The organism is Streptomyces mayonensis (genome assembly GCF_018982965.1).
GTDB classification, from domain to species: Bacteria; Actinomycetota; Actinomycetes; order Streptomycetales; family Streptomycetaceae; genus Streptomyces; species Streptomyces mayonensis.
Genome location: NZ_JACBYP010000071.1, coordinates 1 through 15,024, shown reverse-complemented (window position 1 = coordinate 15,024; position 15,024 = coordinate 1). Strand labels below are relative to the sequence as shown.

Below are 15,024 nucleotides of genomic sequence, written 5' to 3'. Positions count from 1 at the left end.
GCCGGTGTGCTCGTGCTGATGCTCGTGGTGGTGGCGGTGGCGGCGGCCCTGGGCTGAGTAACCGGTGCCCTCCCTGCCGCGCCGCCGCCCCCGCTCACCCGCCGGCTACCAGGCGAAGGCCTCCGGAGAGGGCCCCGGGCCCGGGAAGATCTCGTCGAGCCCGGCCAGCAGCTCGTCCGACAGGTCCAGCTCCACGGCCCGCAGCGCCGACGCGAGCTGTTCGGCCGTGCGCGGGCCGACGATCGGACCGGTCACGCCGGGCCGCGTCAGCAGCCAGGCCAGCGCGGCCTCGCCCGGCTCCACGCCGTGCTTGTCGAGCAGGTCCTCGTAGGCCTGGATCCGCGCCCGGCCCGCCGGGTCGGCCAGGACGTCGGCCGCCCGCCCCGAGGCCCGGCGCCCGCCCTGGACCTCCTTCCTGATGACGCCGCCGAGCAGCCCGCCGTGCAGCGGCGACCACGGGATGACCCCGAGGCCGTACTCCTGCGCGGCCGGGACCACCTCCATCTCGGCCCGGCGCTCGGCCAGGTTGTACAGGCACTGCTCGCTGACCAGCCCGATGGTGCCGCCGCGCCGGGCGGCGGTCTCGTTGGCCTGCGCGATCTTGTACCCGGGGAAGTTCGACGACCCGGCGTAGAGCACCTTGCCCTGCTGGACCAGGGTGTCGACGGCCTGCCAGATCTCGTCGAACCCGGTGTCGCGGTCGATGTGGTGGAACTGGTACAGGTCGATGTGGTCCGTCTGCAGCCGCTTGAGGCTGGCCTCGACGGCACGCCGGATGTTCACGGCGGACAGCTTGTCGTGGTTGGGCCACGCCTCGCCGTCGGCGCCCATGTTGCCGTACACCTTGGTGGCGAGGACCGTCTTGTCGCGCCGGTCGCCGCCCTTGGCGAACCAGTTGCCGATGATCTCCTCGGTGCGGCCCTTGTTCTCGCCCCAGCCGTACACGTTGGCGGTGTCGAAGAAGTTGATGCCGGCGTCCAGCGCCGCGTCCATGATGGCGTGGCTGTCGGCCTCGTCGGTCTGCGGACCGAAGTTCATGGTGCCGAGGACGAGCCGGCTGACCTTGAGTCCCGTGCGTCCGAGCTGCGTGTACTCCATGGTCCCAAGCCAACGACTTGGAGTGCGCTCCAGGCAAGCGGGGGCGGACGGTCAGTCGCGGGGGAAGGTGTCGGTGCGGAGCGTGAGGCCGAGGACGGTGTCGGTCAGGTCGACGTCGTCGCCGAAATCCACCTTGGTCCTCGTGACATAGTCGCCGTTCTTGGGGTTGGTGTAGACGAAGCAACGGCCTTGGTAGGGGTCCGCGATGAGGTACAGGGGGACCTCGGCGAGGGCGTAGGCGGCCTTCTTGGGGCCGTAGTCGTTGGTGGCGGTGCCCTCGGAGATGACCTCGGCGACGAACTCGACGTCCTGGTGACGCCAGTGGCCCGTATCGTCCTTCTCCGCTCCGTCGCGGAGCTTGGCCACGTCCGGGCAGAATCCGTTCTCGTGGCCGGGGAAGTCGATGCGGACGTCCGAGAACACCGTGACGTCCATGCCGAACCGGTCCTCGACGGGCCGTACGATCCGGCGGATGATCCCCCAATGGGTGTCGCGCTGCGGAGTCATGTGGACGTTGCCCCCGACGATCTCGACCCTGAATCCTTCGGGGACGGGCATCCGCTCCAGCCGCTCGAACCACTCGTCCAAGCGCTCGGTGTCGACGTCGGCCATGGCGATCCTGTCGTCTACGACGGTCATCGTGGCGCTCCTCCCCGGCTGCCCCACGGACGAGCGCAGCCGCGCAGTACAACGATACGCACGGTGACCACGTCACGGGAGAGCGCGCATATGCCAGGGCTGCTCAGGGCTGGGCGGCGTAGGGCCCGCCCAGCCCCCACCCCTCGTCCATCGCCGCCGCGAACGCCGCCGCGATCCGGTGCTCGCCGCTCTCGTTCGGGTGGGTGCCGTCGTAGGTGTCGGTGTGGAAGTCGTACGGCGCCGGTGGCGGCACGAGCAGCAGCGGGGAGCGCGGTTCGTCGAGGTCGGCGACGGTCTTGGCGAGGAGTTCGTTGAAGTGGGCGGTCTGCTCGGCGAAGACGGGGTCGGCGTCCACCCGTATGTTGTGCAGGACCGGCAGCACGGCGACGTGCAGGCGCGGGTTGGCCGCGCGGGCGGCGGCGACGAAGGCGCGGACGTTGCCGTCGGTCTGCTCCGCGTTCGTGTAGAAGCCGAGGTCTATCAGGCCCAGGGCGACCAGCAGCACGTCCGCGCGGTGGGCGCGGACCGCCTCGCCGATCAGCGGGGTCATGTGGTGCCAGCCCTCGCCCCAGCCGGCCAGGTGGGCGCGGGGGAAGCCGGGTTCCGCGTAGGCGTACGACGTGGGGGCGTCCGCCACCCGGTCGTGCAGCGTCTCGCGCGGGCCGACGAACGTGAAGGGGCGCCCGTACGACGCGCACAGGTGCTGCCACAGCCGGTAGCGCCACGTGTGCTCGCCCGCACTCCCGATCGTCATGGAGTCGCCGACGAACATGAACCTGAGCATCCGCTCATCATGGACGATCGGCCCGGCCGGCGCGACGTGAGCCCGGCCACGCAGGGTGACGGCGCCCGGGCACCGGAGGCGACCGGTCGCGTGAACGCCCGACGTCGCCCGGCGGGGTGAATGCCGTAGGACGGCCGGTCGCGTGAACGCCCGCGCGGGATGGCAGGCTTGGCGCATGCGCCGCCCTCTCGCCCTTCTCGCCTCCGCCCTCCTCGTGGGCGCGTTCGCCGCGCCCGCCTCCGCAGCGGACGGGGACGAGGCTCCAGCCGGGAGCGGCGGCTTCACGATCAAGGACCCGCGGATCACCGAGTCCAGCGGCCTCGCCGCCTCCCGCCTCCACCCCGGCATCTACTGGACGCACAACGACCAGGACACCGGCCCCTACATCTACGCCGTCGACGGCGCCACCGGCGAGACCGTCGCCCGCGTCTCGCTCTCCGGCATCGGCACTCCGCGTGACGTGGAGGCGATCTCCATCGGGCCGGACAACCGCATCTTCGTCGGCGACATCGGCGACAACCTCGGCGGCACCTGGCCGCACGTGTGGATCTACGAGCTGCCCGAGCCGAAGGAGCTCAAGGACCAGACGGTGAAGGCGACGCAGTACGTCGTGAAGTACGCGGACGGCGCCCGGGACGCCGAGTCGATGCTGGTCCACCCGGAGACCGGGCGGGTCTACATCATCGACAAGAACGAGGACGGCGGACACCTCTACGAGGGCCCGGCGAAGCTCTCCGCCTCCGGGACCAACACCTTCGAGCCCACCGTCCCCGTCGACCTCTGGGCCACGGACGCCGCCTTCTCACCGGACGGGGAGCAGCTCACCGTGCGCGGCTACCTCGGGGGCATCTGGTACGACTGGAACGGCGGCAAGATCCAGCGCAAGGGGCGGATCAGCGTGCCCCTCGGACAGGGTGAGTCCGTCACCTACACCACCGACGGCAAGAAGCTGCTGCTCGGCATGGAGGGTGCCAACAGCCCCGTCAAGGCCCAGGACGCGCCCGGCAGCGGCAGCGGCGGCGGCTCGGAGGGCGGTTCGGGCTCGGGCGCCTCGGGCGAGGACGACGGTCCCGGCCGGGACACGCTCAAGGTCGGGGCGGTCGGGCTCCTCGTCGCGCTCGCCGCGCTGTTCGGGCTACGCCGGCTGTTCCGGCGCCGCTGAGTCCGCGGAAGGCGTGGCGAGGCCCACCGCCCGGCGCTCCGCCACCAGCACCTCCAGCCCGTCCAGGATGCGCTGGAGCCCGAACTCGAAGTGGTCGAAGCGCGGGCTGAAGGAGTCCTCGGCGAGGGAGGACAGCACGGGGTAGCGCCCGCTGTTCATGGCCTCGACCAGCACGGGCTCCTGAGCCGCCCAGAACTGCGCGTCCGTCAGCCCGGACCCGCGCTCGGCCTCCTGCTCGTACACCTGTGTGCGGGCCGCGCCGACGACGTACCCGTCGATCATGACGACGACCGACACCAGCTCCGGGTCGGACAGGCCCATCGCCCTGATCCGGGCGAGCACCTTCTCCATGCCGTCCAGGGCGCTCGGGCCGAGGACCGGGCGGGACTGGTTGACGCCCAGCAGCCAGGTGTGGCGGCGGTAGAGGGCGAGCGTGGCGTGCCCGAGGGCGTGCAGCGCCGAGCGCCAGTCGCCGTCGCCCAGGTCGGCGGGGTCCTCGGACGGGCGCTGCACGCGGTCCAGCATCAGGTCGATCAGCTCGCCCTTGCCCGGGACGTACCGGTACAGGGACATGGCGCCGGTGCCCAGCTCGGTGGCGACGCGGCGCATCGACACCGCGCCGAGCCCCTCCCGGTCGGCGACCTCGACGGCGGCCTCCACGATCCGCTCCAGCGTCAGCCCCGGCTTCGGACCCCGGCTGGGGCGCCGGCCGGTGTCCCACAACAGTTCGAGGGTGCGGCCGATGTCGCCGCTGCCGCTGGTCTCCGTACCGCTTGCCATGCGGCCAGTGTAGGTCCGCGGCGAAAAACCGAGTACGGCGTACGCGAAACAGAGTACGGTGTACGCGCAATCGGGTACGGTGTACCCGGTTTGGAACCGGAAGGGGGACCCATGACTGAAGGACACGCGGTACGGGCCGAGGGCCTGGTGAAGAGGTACGGCGGCAAACACGCCCTGGACGGCTTCGATCTGGCCGTCCGCGAGGGCACGGTGCACGGCCTGCTCGGGCCGAACGGCGCGGGCAAGACCACCGCCGTGCGCATCCTGTCCACGCTGATCCGGCTGGACGGGGGGCGGGCCGAGGTGGCCGGGCTCGACGTCCGCCGGCAGGCGCGCGAGGTGCGGGCGCGGATCGGCCTCACCGGGCAGTACGCGGCCGTGGACGAGGTGCTCACCGGCCGGCAGAACCTGGAGATGTTCGGTCGCCTGTTCCATCTGGGCGGCAGGCGGGCCCGGTCCCGAGCCGTCGAGCTGCTGGCGCGGTTCGGCCTGACCGACGCCGCCGACCGCGGCGTGGGCAAGTACAGCGGCGGCATGCGGCGGCGCCTCGACCTTGCCGCGTCGATGATCCTCGCGCCGTCCGTCCTGTTCCTGGACGAGCCGACGACGGGCCTGGATCCGCGCAGCCGCGGGGAGGTCTGGGAGTCGGTCCGGGCGCTGGTGGCGGACGGCACGACGGTCCTGCTGACCACGCAGTACCTGGAGGAGGCCGACAAGCTGGCCTCCCGCATCACCGTCCTGGACCAGGGCCGGGCCATCGCCGACGACACCCCGGACGGGCTGAAGAACCTGGTCGGCGGCGACCGGATCGAGGTCGTGGTCGCCGAACGGGCCGGGATACCGCGTGCGGTGGAGACGGTCGCCCGGGTCTGCGCCGGCGCACCGGAGGTGGACGAGGAGGCGCTGCGGGTCCACGCCCCGGTCACCGACCGGGTCGCGGCGCTGACCGAGGTGGCGCGCACCCTCCAGGACGAGGCCGTCGCGGTGGAGGACATCGGCCTGCGCAGGCCGAGCCTGGACGACGTGTTCCTCCGCCTGACCGGTCACGGCACGGAGGCGGCGACGGCGACCGTGGCATCTTCGTCTCCGGCGATGGACAAGGAGGCGGTGTCGGCATGAGCACCCTCGACCTGGCGACGCCCCCGCGCGAGCACGGCCGCCTCTACTGGCTGCTGGCCGACTGCGCCAACCTCGTCCGCCGCGGCCTCACTCACTACCAGCGCCAGCCGATCAACATCGCCTGGCAGCTCGGCTTCCCGATCCTGTCCGTCCTCCTCTACGGCTACGTCTTCGGCAGCGCGATGACGGTGCCGGGCGGCGGGGACTACAAGGACTTCCTGATGCCGGGCATGTTCGTGATGACCATGGCGTTCGGCTTCATCAACACCGCGACGGTCGTCGTCCACGACTCCACCAAGGGCGTCATCGACCGCTTCCGCTCGATGCCGATGGCCTCCTCGGCGGTGGTGGCCGGCCGCGGCGTGACCGACCTCGTGGTCGCGTGCGCGGAGTTGACGATCCTGATGCTGACGGCACTGGCCATGGGCTGGCGCCCGGACGGCGGCTGGGGCTTCCTGGCCGCGTTCGGACTGCTGCTGTGGCTGCGGTTCGCGCTGATCTGGCTCGGCGTGTGGCTCGGCCTGCTCGTCCCCAACCCGGAGGCGGCGGGCGGCCTGTTCGCGGTGGCGTTCCCGCTGACGATGATCTCCAGCATCTTCGTCGCCCCGCAGCTGATGCCCGACTGGCTGGGCTGGGTGGCCGCCTGGAACCCCATCTCCTCCACGGCCGCCGCGGCCCGCGACCTGTTCGGCACACCGGTCGGCGGGGGCGACTCGTGGGTCGAACAGCACGCGCTGCTGATGGCGGGCCTGTGGCCCCTGGCCCTGACCCTGCTCTTCCTGCCCCTGGCGGTACGGCGCTTCCAGCGGCTGAGCCGGTAGGCCCCGTTCACCCCACGGGGCAGGACACGGCGCGGGCCCTCCCGCCCTCCGGACAGCAGGCCACCAGGGCGAGGGAGAGAAACACGGGCCGTTCGAGGTAGTAGCCCAGCGACACGTCGCCGCCCCACTCCAGCCGGGCTTCCACGGAGGCGGCGAGGGTGCTCAGCCGGAGGACGTCACGCTGGGCGCCGGACATGAAACGGGGCGCGTACTCGCGCAGCCGCTCATCGAGCCACGCCGCCGCCTCCGCCGGGTCCGACCACGTACCGCGCACCTGTACGGGCGGCTTGCGCAGCCAGTTCCGCGTCTCCAGCGGGGGCAGGTCGCAGCCCGGGAACTCGGCGGCGACCTCGCGGTACCGCGCGATCACCTCCGGCCGGCTCCCGGCGGGCGGCGCCTCGGGGTGGGGAGGGCGCCGCAGAGCCTCCTGGTCGAAGCGGGACTTGGGGCCGACCCAGAGGTAGCCGTGGTGATGACGGTGATACATGCGCTGCTGCACCGGCGTTCCTTCGGTGTCCCCTTCCCGACCGGGGCCGGGAAGGGGTGGGGCGGACGGTGCTTTCAGAGAGCCAGCCCGAACCGGGTCGGGTCGATCCCGGCCACGGCAGGTAACGCCCCGCCGCGCGGCAGCGCTTGTGCCAGCGGCGCCAGCGGGCGTCGTACGGGCTGAGGCGCGGCCACACGTACGGGTCCGGTTCGCGGACCCGGTCGGCGAGGAGCGCCGCCGTCGTACCGGTGCGCCGCCGCACGAGCGCGTCACCGAGCCGCCGGAGCCACACCGTGCCTCCCCGCGAGCGTGAAGCGCGCCCAGACGCACTTCGTGTACGAGTCCTGTCGGCACCCCCAGTCGTCCGACAGCGCCGCCACGAGGGCCAGTCCGCGTCCGCCCTCCTCGTCCGGGGCGGAGTCGTGCAGCCGGGGGAGCCTGTCGCGGTCGGGTCGGAGACCTCCAGGGTCAGCTCGGGGTCGTCCAGGGTGAGGGTGACGCCGACCTGCGCGTACGAGGTCCGGCAGTGCAGTACGGCGTTGGTGACCAGCTCGCTGGCCAGCAGGACGACGACATCGGTGAGTTCGTCGGCGACGCCCCAGTCCGCCAGGGCTTTGCTCAAGTGCTGCCGGACCGCTGACACGTGCCGCCTGTGCTTGGGGACCCGGAAGGTCTCGGTTGCGGGCATGGGGCGAAGCTAGAGCCGCAAATGCTGCATACACAACCCGCTCAACTGAATACATTCACTCGTCCACTCGATCGAGTGAAGCGCTCTCAGTTCTGGCGACTGCTGTGGCATCGTTGCGCGAGAACGAGGGGAGGGCACATGCCCGCAGGTGGACGACCGACCGTACGCAGCAGGCGACTTGGCACGGCACTCAGGCAGTACCGGCAGGCCGCGAAGCTCGATCAACCGCAGGCAGCCGAGATCATTGCGGCAAGCCAGGCCCGAGTCAGTCGGGTCGAGAGCGGGCACGTCACTGCGCGGGTCATCGAGGTGCGGCTGCTGTTGGACGCGTACGGCGTCAATGATCCCGAAGTCCGCACCAAGCTGGAGGACTTGGCCAAGCACTCCAAGAACCGGGGCTGGTGGCTGGAACATGCCGCGCACGTCCGGCCGGACTATCTCGATCACATCGCCCTGGAAGATGACGCGACGTACATCCGCGAGTGGCAGCAGGTCTTGGTGCCGGGGCTGTTGCAGACTTCGGCCTATACAGAAGCGGTGATCCTCACCAGCCCCACCTATATGCAGCCGGAGCGTGTTGCCCAGCTGCTCAAGGTGCGCGAAGCCCGGCAGGCGAAGATCGAAGAGGGCGGGGCAACGTACTCGGCCATCATCTGGGAAGCAGTGATCACTCACCCTTTGGTGAGTGTCGACGTCCACCGCCAGCAGCTCTTGGCGATCCTTGAGGTCGCAGAGCGGAAGAACGTCACGGTGCAGGTGCTCCCCTTCAGCGTAGGAGCCCTTGCCACCGTCACCTCTGCCTTCTCGGCATTCAGCTTTGATTCCGATCCGGTGGTCGAGGCGGTGGCTCTGGAGAACCTGAGAGGTACGTCCGTCCTCGAAGCGGCGGAAGACCTCACCGCTTACGCCAACATGTACGACCTACTACGATCGTCTGCGCTGGCACCGGACGCGAGCGCGAAGCTCATCCGGAACATACTGCGGAGTACCAAGGACTGATCGTGGCCAAGGTCATAGGACCCTTCCGAAAGTCGTCGCACTCTGGAGCAGAGAGCAACTGCGTGGAGGTGGCTCCTACCCACGGCAATGGCCGTGCCGTCCGTGACAGCAAGCGGCAGGACGGCCCTCTGCTCATCGTTTCCCGCGAGGGCTGGCAGGCGTTCCTGGGCCAGTTCGCGTCGGCTCACGGGGCCGGGCAGGTGGTCTCTCCCGGGTCCTGGTAGGTGCGGTACAGGGGGGACTTGTCCCGGCGTTCGACCGGGAAGGTGACGATGGGCACCGGCTTGCAGACCGGCCACAGGCCTACCACCCGCTCGCTCCCGGGGCTCGCGTCCGCACCGGCGCTCTCGTCGGCGAACGTGAAGACACCGCTCGCGCCCGGTACGCAGACGGCGGCGCAGTGCTCCAGGGGGCTGCCCCGGCGCAGTTCGTCGTAGACGTCGTTGTGGGTCACGGCGTCGATGTCGCTGTCCCGGGCGGCAGCCACGGCGGTCCCCACGGCGGTGAGCGCGTCGTGGTACATCACGGCGTATCCGTCGTCGAGGGCGTCGGGACCCTCCTCGAAGTGCTCGTCGTAGGACGTGGCGAAGCGGGCGAAGGCACTGGGGATCTGCTCGTCGCCGTTGGCGCCGGACTTCCAGCGGGGCGCGTCGACGGCGACGGCGGTCACGATCTCGATGTTGTTGCGTTCGGCGATCCGGTGCATGTCGTCGGTCTCGGTGACCGGGTCCCGGCCGGTGCTGACGCGCAGGATGCGCAGCGGGTCGTCGTCCGAGCCCCGGTCGCATGAGCTGGTGCGGTCGATGGTCTCCAGGAAGGGCGGCAGATCCGCGTCGCGGCCCGCCAGGAACACGGTGCGGGCGTCGACCGCGCACATCGCGGCCACCGCCCGCCGGAAGATCTGCGGGGTGCCCTGGGAGGGCCCCTTGATGCCCTGGTAGGTCTCGGTCCGCCGTTCCACCTCGTCCGGGGTGATGCCGTACCGCGCGCCGAACTCCCGGCGGAAGGCCTGGCGGAGGTTGGCCACGTAGTTGTCGTCGCGGTCGTCGGCGATCATGAACGTGTTCTTCCGGTCGACCTCGTTGGCGCTCACATAACGCTGGAGCGCGTCGACGAACTGGTCCGTGGAGGGCGAGACCTTGAACAGGTAGGGGTGCTCCATGTCGCGGGAGCTGAGCACGGCGCTCACCGCCGGGATCTGCGCGGGCCCGAGGCCGTCCCGGACGGCGTCGAGCGTGGCGTCGTCGCTGTTCGGGAAGCCGATGGCGGCCACGACCGGTGCGTCGCCCCCGCGCCGGTCGGCCAGCGCGTCGGTCACGGTCTCCCAGTGGCTCAGATCCTCGCCGACGTTGGCGAAGAGCAGCTGGACGGCGGTGTCCCCGGTGGTGGGCCCGTGGTTGTGGGCCTGCTGGGCGACGTAGGCGCCCTGCAGGGAGTGCCGGATCAGGTCCTGCGACATGGCCGCGCCGGGGCTCTGCGCGGTGTACGGCATGACGACGGCGACGCTGACCACCGGCTTGCCCGACGTCCGCGCCGCCTCGTTCTCCTCCTCGATGAGGCCCAGGATGCCGTCGAGGTCCGAGGCGAAGGCGTACGCCTTCGCCGTGACGCCGATGCACTCCTGGCCCGCACGCCGCAGCTCCCGGTCCGCGGTGCAGTAGTCGCGGTGCTGACGGTAGCTGTCCAGGCCCCACCAGGCACCGGCTGTCGTCAGGGCGGCGACCAGCGTCCACAGGACCACCACGTCGACCAGGCCGAGCACCCGGAAACGGAGCCGGCGCGGCAGCCAGCGCCAGGTCCGCCGGTCCCGCAGCCCCGTCATGCCGCCCCTCCCGTGCGCGGTCCTTCTCCCTGCCAGCGGTGGTCCAGGGGCCAGTCCTCGCCGTCCTTGACCGCGCGTGGCCAGCGGATGGCGGCCTGGGCGAGGACCGCACGGCCGGTCAGGTGCTGGGCGGACAGGAAGGACAGGTCCTGGCCGATCCGGTCGACCAGGGGCCGGTCGGCCTCGGCCAGTTCGTCCGCCGCGTACCACAGGGCGTGCAGCAGCCGGTTGACGGCCTGCTTCTCCAGGTCCGTACCCGGGTCGGCCCGGAGCTGGACCAGGTCCCGGCGTCCCCGGGCGACCTCCTGGCACTGCTCGAACCAGATGTTGCCCGGCGGGCGCGGCGCGTGGGCGACGGTCCGCAGGACGTGCAGCCAGTCGACCGCGTCGCCGTCGTGGCGGAGGAACTCCGCGTGCAGCCGGTCGACGACCTCCGGCGCCTGACCCGCGGCCAGCCGGTGCCACAGGAAACGCGACCACTCGTCGCGCGCCGACCGTCCCGAGCGGCTCTCGGCCCGCTGCCGGTGGTGTTCGGCGAGCAGGGCGTGCGCGCCGGACCAGTCCACGCCCCGGCCGCCGCGTCCGCTGCGCATCTGGTGCACCAGCAGGGCGCGCAGAAAGCGGTCGGTGATGAAGGGCCGGCTGCCCGGTCCGCGCGACCAGCGCTCCCGCTCCAGCTGGGCGGCGGCACCGTCGGCGGCGGGCAGCCCGTCGATGCGGCGCGGCACCCACCGCTCGGCCAGCCGCTCGGCGGCCTCCCGGTCCCAGGCCAGGGAGAACAGGCACAGCTCGTCGTGGTTCTCGCTGCCGACGAGGGTGTCGAGCAGCCCCCAGACGACGGACTCTCCGGCCCTGCTGGAGTGGGCCAGGTCGAGCAGTTCCTCGGCCGCCACCCACTCCTCGGTACGGGACCGGTCCACCACCGCCTCGCACAGCCTGCGGGCGCCCATCGGGTGGCCCCGGGTCAGGTCGTGCACCGCGTTGGCGATGTACGGGTCGAAGGAGGCGCGGTCGTCGCGCCTGAGCATCCGCTCCAGGTGCTCGCACTCCAGCGGCGGCAGCGGCAGGAGCAGTACTCCCGCCGAGGGCGCGGTGCCCTCGCGGGTCCAGCCGGAGTCCGTGCCGACGTCGTGCAGCGAGCGCCGCGCCGCCTGCGGGTAGGGAGCGTCTTCTCCCGCGGGGCCGTCGCCCCGGGCGTCCGGAGCGTCGTCGCTGTGCAGTTCGGTGGCGATCACCACCATCCGGTCGAGGGCGCCGCGGCCGGAGCGTGCCCGCTGCTCCAGGAGCAGTTCGAGGAAGTCGCGGCCGGCGTCCGTGTGCACGTTGTCCAGGAGCACCAGTGGACGCGGGGTACGGTTCGCGCGCCGGAGGCGCGGATAGCGCACGTCCTCGAGGAAGGCCGCCGTCAGCATGCGTTCGACGCCGCGCCGGAAGCCGCGGCCCTGGTGGAACTCCTGGCACAGCCGGGCCACGGCCGGTGCGCGCTCCGCCGCCGGCACCGGGCGTGGTTGTCCCGAGGCGCCCGGAGGCAGTCCGCGCAGCCGGTTGTCGGCCTCGCTGCGGTAGGTCTCGTACCAACCGGCCAGCCGGCGGGCGGCGAGCCCCCGGGAGCGCCCGCGGCGCTGTCCGCCCAGGAAGGTGCGCACGGCCGCCTCGGGGAACGCCGCGGGGTCGGGGGAGCCGCCGTCAGGGGGTGCGGGAAGCGCGGGGCGGAACAGCGAGTCCCAGGTGGGGCGGGGCCGCGTGTCCGGCGGAACGCCCATCAGGGTGGCCGCGTGCCGGTCGGCCGCCCGCAGTTCGCCGTCGTGGCCCGGACGGCGGGCGGACACCACGGCGAGCAGGCCGGCGGTGGTACGGGGGAACCGCAGCGCTCCGAACCCGGCGACGGGACGGGACAGCTGGGCGACGAGCTCGACCAGCATCTCCACCGCGTAGGAGTTGTTGGACATCTCCGGTCCGACCCTGGCCTGTTCCTGCAGTTCCGTGCAGTTGATCCGGGCGAAGGGCACCCGCGGGCCCGGCCAGGTGCCGCTCTCGGGTGCGTAGGCCTGCTGGAGGTCGTCCAGCATGGCGCTCTTCCCGGTGCCGTGCCGCCCGCTGAGGAGCACCACCGGCAGGTCGTCGGCGAACTCGTGGTGCGCACGCCTGCGGTGGCGGTCGCGGTCGAGGCCGACCATGCGCGGCACGAGCCGGTGCAGCACGGGCTGGCGCGCGTACACCTCCGGGATCTGACTGTCCGCCGTCGGCGCCGGGCCGAAGGGGGCGGTCATCCGAGCCTCAGCAGGGAGCCGATGAGGTCCGACAGCATGCCGGAGGCCATGTCCCGGCCCATGGAGCCCACCGACCTCGAACCGGCCTGCACGAGGTCCCGGCTGTGCTCCAGGAAGCGCTCCACGGCGCCCGCGTCGGGCTCGGCACCGCTGCGCGAGGCGTCCGTCAGCGCGGCGGCGAGGTCGCGCACCTGCCGTAACTCGCTGTCGTTCTCCGAGAGATCGGGGCGGGACGCCTGTACGAGCCTGGCCAGTTGTTCGAAGGAGAGGAAGACTCCGGCGCCCTGCTCCATGACGCCGACATGCATCGGGGCGGGCAGGTCCAGGTGGTCCTTGGCGTACTCCAGGTCCTCGAGGGCGAGCTGTCTGCCGCAGTAGAAGGCCTCCCGCGCCCAGAGGAAGTCCTCGGCGCCGGCCCCTCCGTCGCCGTACTGGCCGACCCGGTCCCACCAGGCGAACAGGGCCGCCTTGGCGTAGCGGCGGCGGGACTCGCGGTCGGCGTACGCCTCGTCCCACAACTCCGCCTCTCCGAGACCCGAGGTGGTGGGGCTGACCAGCGGCGGTACGGCGCCGGAGTCGTTGTGCACGGTGATCCAGCCGAGTGCGGCCAGGCGTTCCACGACGTCCTCGACCAACTCCAGGGTGCAGCGCTCGTGATGGGCGTAGGCAGAGCTGGCCACCCGGTGCCCGCGCGTCTCCCCGGTCTCCTCGCGCAGCCACAGCAGGAACCTCGCGGACGCGGCACCCGTCTCGTCGTAGACCGGTGACAACCCGTTCGTGGGCACCGCTCCGGACCTGATCATCGTTGTCCCCCAACTCCCGTGACCAGCCATGGGCGTTCGCCTTCCCAAAACGGCGAAGTCAAACACATCACATTTGACGTTCAGGCTGTCCGGCGCCCGCCGTTGCCGTACGGGGGACGGCGGCTGCCGTGCCTCGAAACACGGAACGGGGTATGGGCATAGTCCCCTGGCATTTTCACTCGTATGGCTGAGCCCGAGCCGAACGCCCGCGCACGGTGTGCCCATGCGATTACGTTCCGTCGCATGGTCAGTTCACCGCATGAAGCCCTGCACCGGATCTTCCGGGCGGATCCGGGGCTGTTCGCCCGGCTGTTGCCGCGGGCGGGCGTCGAGTTCCCGGAGTACACCGCGATCGAGTCCCTGGACACCGATCTCACCGAGATCAGACCACTTGAGCGGCGAGTGGACGGCGCGTTCCGGGTGCGGGTGGCCGGTGAGGAGGGCGGTTTCCTCCTCGCCGTCGAGGCGCAGGGCAAGCCGGATCCGGACAAGCACAACAGCTGGACGTACTACTTGGCCCACATGTACGCCAAGTACCGGTTGCCGCCGATTCTGCTGGTGGTGTGCAAGGACAAGGCGACCGCGTCGTGGGCGGCGGAACCGATCCGTGTCGGTTGCGGCTTCCACACGAGCATGGTCGTCTACCCGCTGGTTCTCGGTCCTGGGGTTCTTCCCGCAATCACCGAGGCGGACGAGGCGGCCCGGGACGTTGGAGTCGCCGTCTTCTCCGCACTCGCCTACGCCGCGGATCCGGGGCTGACTGCGATACTGGACGCGCTGGCGTCAGGAGTGTCGGACGACGCCAAAAAGTCCAGGTCCAGGGGCGACAGTGAGTTGGACGTGGACCGTGTGGACTGGGCGGAGATCGTCGAAATCGGCCTGGGTGAGGGCCCAGGGCGTGAGTACTGGAGGCATCTGATGGCCACTTACACACCGAACTTCCCGGGCAGCAACACCATCGTCGAAGAGTCCTGGCTCGAAGGCCGCGCGATGGGCCAGACCGAGGGCAAGGCGGAGGGCAAGGCGGAGGGCAAGGCGGAGGGCAAGGCGGAGGATATTCTGCACATTCTCGACGTGCGGGGCATCGAGATCCCCGACCATGTCCGTGAGCGGGTCACTGACTGCAGCGATCTCGACGTCCTGGGCACCTGGCTCGACCGTTCCCTGAGCGTGGCGCACGCCGAGGAGCTGTTCGGTGAGGGGTAGGGCGTACGTACCGATACGCAGAGGGGGGGGGGGGGGGGGGGGCGGCCCGGGCGCCCCCCCGGGGGGGGGGGGGGGGGGGGGGGGGGGGGGGGGGAGGGGGGGGGGGGGGGGGGGGGGGGGGGGGGGGGGCGGGGGGGGCGGGGGCCGCGCGGGGGGGGGGCGCCGCCCCCCCCCGCGGGGCGGGGCGGGGGGCCGCGGCCCCCCCCCCCCGGGCCGGGGCCGTTATCGGCGGCGGGGCGGGGGGGCCGCCGCCCCCCGCCCCCCCCGCGGCCCGCGGGGGCGGGCGCCCCCTCGCGGGGCCGCGCGGGGCGTTTGGTTGGTCCCCGCGGCCGGGATGGGCGTGCTG

General features: G+C 71.7%; 14 protein-coding genes and 1 pseudogene. 6 read left to right on the top strand and 9 right to left on the bottom strand.

What is annotated here, in order from left to right:
• Positions 1 to 105 precede the first annotated feature (105 nt).
• From HZS56_RS24170 to HZS56_RS24160, 3 genes are all read right to left on the bottom strand, one after another.
• Entirely contained in the window at positions 106 to 1,098 is a 993-nt protein-coding gene (locus HZS56_RS24170) for an aldo/keto reductase (protein WP_216722878.1), read from the bottom strand.
• 51 nt (positions 1,099 to 1,149) lie between these two features.
• A complete protein-coding gene (locus HZS56_RS24165; protein ID WP_216722877.1) occupies positions 1,150 to 1,737 on the bottom strand; it encodes a Uma2 family endonuclease in 588 nt (195 codons plus the stop codon).
• A 103-nt stretch (positions 1,738 to 1,840) separates the two neighbouring features.
• Positions 1,841 to 2,521, bottom strand: coding sequence for a GDSL-type esterase/lipase family protein (locus HZS56_RS24160; protein ID WP_216722876.1), 681 nt, complete (start codon positions 2,519 to 2,521; stop codon positions 1,841 to 1,843).
• A gap of 175 nt (positions 2,522 to 2,696) precedes the next feature.
• Here HZS56_RS24160 and HZS56_RS24155 point away from each other — a divergent pair, with 175 nt between their 5' ends.
• Positions 2,697 to 3,683, top strand: a complete 987-nt coding sequence (locus tag HZS56_RS24155) for a WD40 repeat domain-containing protein (protein ID WP_216722875.1) — start codon at positions 2,697 to 2,699, stop codon at positions 3,681 to 3,683.
• Here the strand turns inward: HZS56_RS24155 and HZS56_RS24150 are convergent.
• The gene (locus tag HZS56_RS24150; RefSeq protein ID WP_216722874.1) at positions 3,657 to 4,463 is read right to left on the bottom strand and encodes a TetR/AcrR family transcriptional regulator; all 807 of its coding nucleotides are present in this window, start codon (positions 4,461 to 4,463) and stop codon (positions 3,657 to 3,659) included. The two genes, HZS56_RS24155 and HZS56_RS24150, sit on opposite strands and share 27 nt — an antisense overlap.
• 111 nt (positions 4,464 to 4,574) lie before the next feature.
• On the opposite strand from HZS56_RS24150, the gene HZS56_RS24145 reads away from it, so the two are divergent.
• Together HZS56_RS24145 and HZS56_RS24140 are read left to right on the top strand one after the other, a co-directional pair.
• The gene (locus HZS56_RS24145; protein ID WP_216722873.1) at positions 4,575 to 5,582 is read left to right on the top strand and encodes an ATP-binding cassette domain-containing protein; all 1,008 of its coding nucleotides are present in this window, start codon (positions 4,575 to 4,577) and stop codon (positions 5,580 to 5,582) included.
• Positions 5,579 to 6,403, top strand: coding sequence for an ABC transporter permease (locus tag HZS56_RS24140; protein ID WP_216722872.1), 825 nt, complete (start codon positions 5,579 to 5,581; stop codon positions 6,401 to 6,403). Before HZS56_RS24145 ends, HZS56_RS24140 begins: the two co-directional genes overlap by 4 nt.
• Positions 6,404 to 6,410: 7 nt before the next feature.
• Here the strand turns inward: HZS56_RS24140 and HZS56_RS24135 are convergent, their stop codons facing one another.
• Positions 6,411 to 6,890 carry a hypothetical protein gene (locus HZS56_RS24135; RefSeq protein ID WP_216722900.1) on the bottom strand — a complete coding sequence of 160 codons (480 nt, stop codon included), beginning with the start codon at positions 6,888 to 6,890 and terminating at the stop codon, positions 6,411 to 6,413.
• A 463-nt stretch (positions 6,891 to 7,353) separates the two neighbouring features.
• Positions 7,354 to 7,578: pseudogene (locus HZS56_RS38435) on the bottom strand (ATP-binding protein); the annotation flags it as partial.
• A gap of 138 nt (positions 7,579 to 7,716) precedes the next feature.
• Here HZS56_RS38435 and HZS56_RS24125 point away from each other — a divergent pair.
• Positions 7,717 to 8,577: a helix-turn-helix domain-containing protein gene (locus tag HZS56_RS24125; RefSeq protein WP_216722871.1), complete on the top strand. Its 861-nt coding sequence runs from the start codon at positions 7,717 to 7,719 to the stop codon at positions 8,575 to 8,577.
• A 2-nt stretch (positions 8,578 to 8,579) separates the two neighbouring features.
• Positions 8,580 to 8,801, top strand: coding sequence for a DUF397 domain-containing protein (locus HZS56_RS24120; RefSeq protein WP_216722870.1), 222 nt, complete (start codon positions 8,580 to 8,582; stop codon positions 8,799 to 8,801).
• Here the strand turns inward: HZS56_RS24120 and HZS56_RS24115 are convergent.
• From HZS56_RS24115 to HZS56_RS24105, 3 genes are read right to left on the bottom strand one after another with little or no spacing between them, the layout of a single operon-like run.
• The gene (locus HZS56_RS24115; protein ID WP_216722869.1) at positions 8,762 to 10,399 is read right to left on the bottom strand and encodes a type 1 periplasmic-binding domain-containing protein; all 1,638 of its coding nucleotides are present in this window, start codon (positions 10,397 to 10,399) and stop codon (positions 8,762 to 8,764) included. The two genes, HZS56_RS24120 and HZS56_RS24115, sit on opposite strands and share 40 nt — an antisense overlap.
• On the bottom strand, positions 10,396 to 12,669 hold the full coding sequence (locus tag HZS56_RS24110) for a hypothetical protein (protein WP_216722868.1): 2,274 nt from the start codon (positions 12,667 to 12,669) through the stop codon (positions 10,396 to 10,398). The genes HZS56_RS24115 and HZS56_RS24110 overlap by 4 nt, the downstream gene beginning before the upstream one ends.
• Positions 12,666 to 13,472, bottom strand: coding sequence for a hypothetical protein (locus HZS56_RS24105; protein WP_216722867.1), 807 nt, complete (start codon positions 13,470 to 13,472; stop codon positions 12,666 to 12,668). The genes HZS56_RS24110 and HZS56_RS24105 overlap by 4 nt, the downstream gene beginning before the upstream one ends.
• 243 nt (positions 13,473 to 13,715) lie before the next feature.
• On the opposite strand from HZS56_RS24105, the gene HZS56_RS24100 reads away from it, so the two are divergent.
• On the top strand, positions 13,716 to 14,678 hold the full coding sequence (locus tag HZS56_RS24100) for an RpnC/YadD family protein (RefSeq protein ID WP_216722866.1): 963 nt from the start codon (positions 13,716 to 13,718) through the stop codon (positions 14,676 to 14,678).
• Positions 14,679 to 15,024: the final 346 nt, after the last annotated feature.

Excerpts from the sequence above, each read along its gene's own strand:
- HZS56_RS24165 (WP_216722877.1), bottom strand. The coding sequence starts at position 1,737 with ATGACCGTCGTAGACGACAGGATCGCCATGGCCGACGTCGACACCGAG.
- HZS56_RS24150 (WP_216722874.1), bottom strand. The coding sequence starts at position 4,463 with ATGGCAAGCGGTACGGAGACCAGCGGCAGCGGCGACATCGGCCGCACC.
- HZS56_RS24140 (WP_216722872.1), top strand. The coding sequence starts at position 5,579 with ATGAGCACCCTCGACCTGGCGACGCCCCCGCGCGAGCACGGCCGCCTC.
- HZS56_RS24110 (WP_216722868.1), bottom strand. The coding sequence starts at position 12,669 with ATGACCGCCCCCTTCGGCCCGGCGCCGACGGCGGACAGTCAGATCCCG.
- HZS56_RS24125 (WP_216722871.1), top strand. The coding sequence starts at position 7,717 with ATGCCCGCAGGTGGACGACCGACCGTACGCAGCAGGCGACTTGGCACG.
- HZS56_RS24160 (WP_216722876.1), bottom strand. The coding sequence starts at position 2,521 with ATGCTCAGGTTCATGTTCGTCGGCGACTCCATGACGATCGGGAGTGCG.
- HZS56_RS24100 (WP_216722866.1), top strand. The coding sequence starts at position 13,716 with ATGGTCAGTTCACCGCATGAAGCCCTGCACCGGATCTTCCGGGCGGAT.
- HZS56_RS24105 (WP_216722867.1), bottom strand. The coding sequence starts at position 13,472 with ATGATCAGGTCCGGAGCGGTGCCCACGAACGGGTTGTCACCGGTCTAC.
- HZS56_RS24170 (WP_216722878.1), bottom strand. The coding sequence starts at position 1,098 with ATGGAGTACACGCAGCTCGGACGCACGGGACTCAAGGTCAGCCGGCTC.
- HZS56_RS24135 (WP_216722900.1), bottom strand. The coding sequence starts at position 6,890 with ATGTATCACCGTCATCACCACGGCTACCTCTGGGTCGGCCCCAAGTCC.
- HZS56_RS24155 (WP_216722875.1), top strand. The coding sequence starts at position 2,697 with ATGCGCCGCCCTCTCGCCCTTCTCGCCTCCGCCCTCCTCGTGGGCGCG.
- HZS56_RS24115 (WP_216722869.1), bottom strand. The coding sequence starts at position 10,399 with ATGACGGGGCTGCGGGACCGGCGGACCTGGCGCTGGCTGCCGCGCCGG.
- HZS56_RS24145 (WP_216722873.1), top strand. The coding sequence starts at position 4,575 with ATGACTGAAGGACACGCGGTACGGGCCGAGGGCCTGGTGAAGAGGTAC.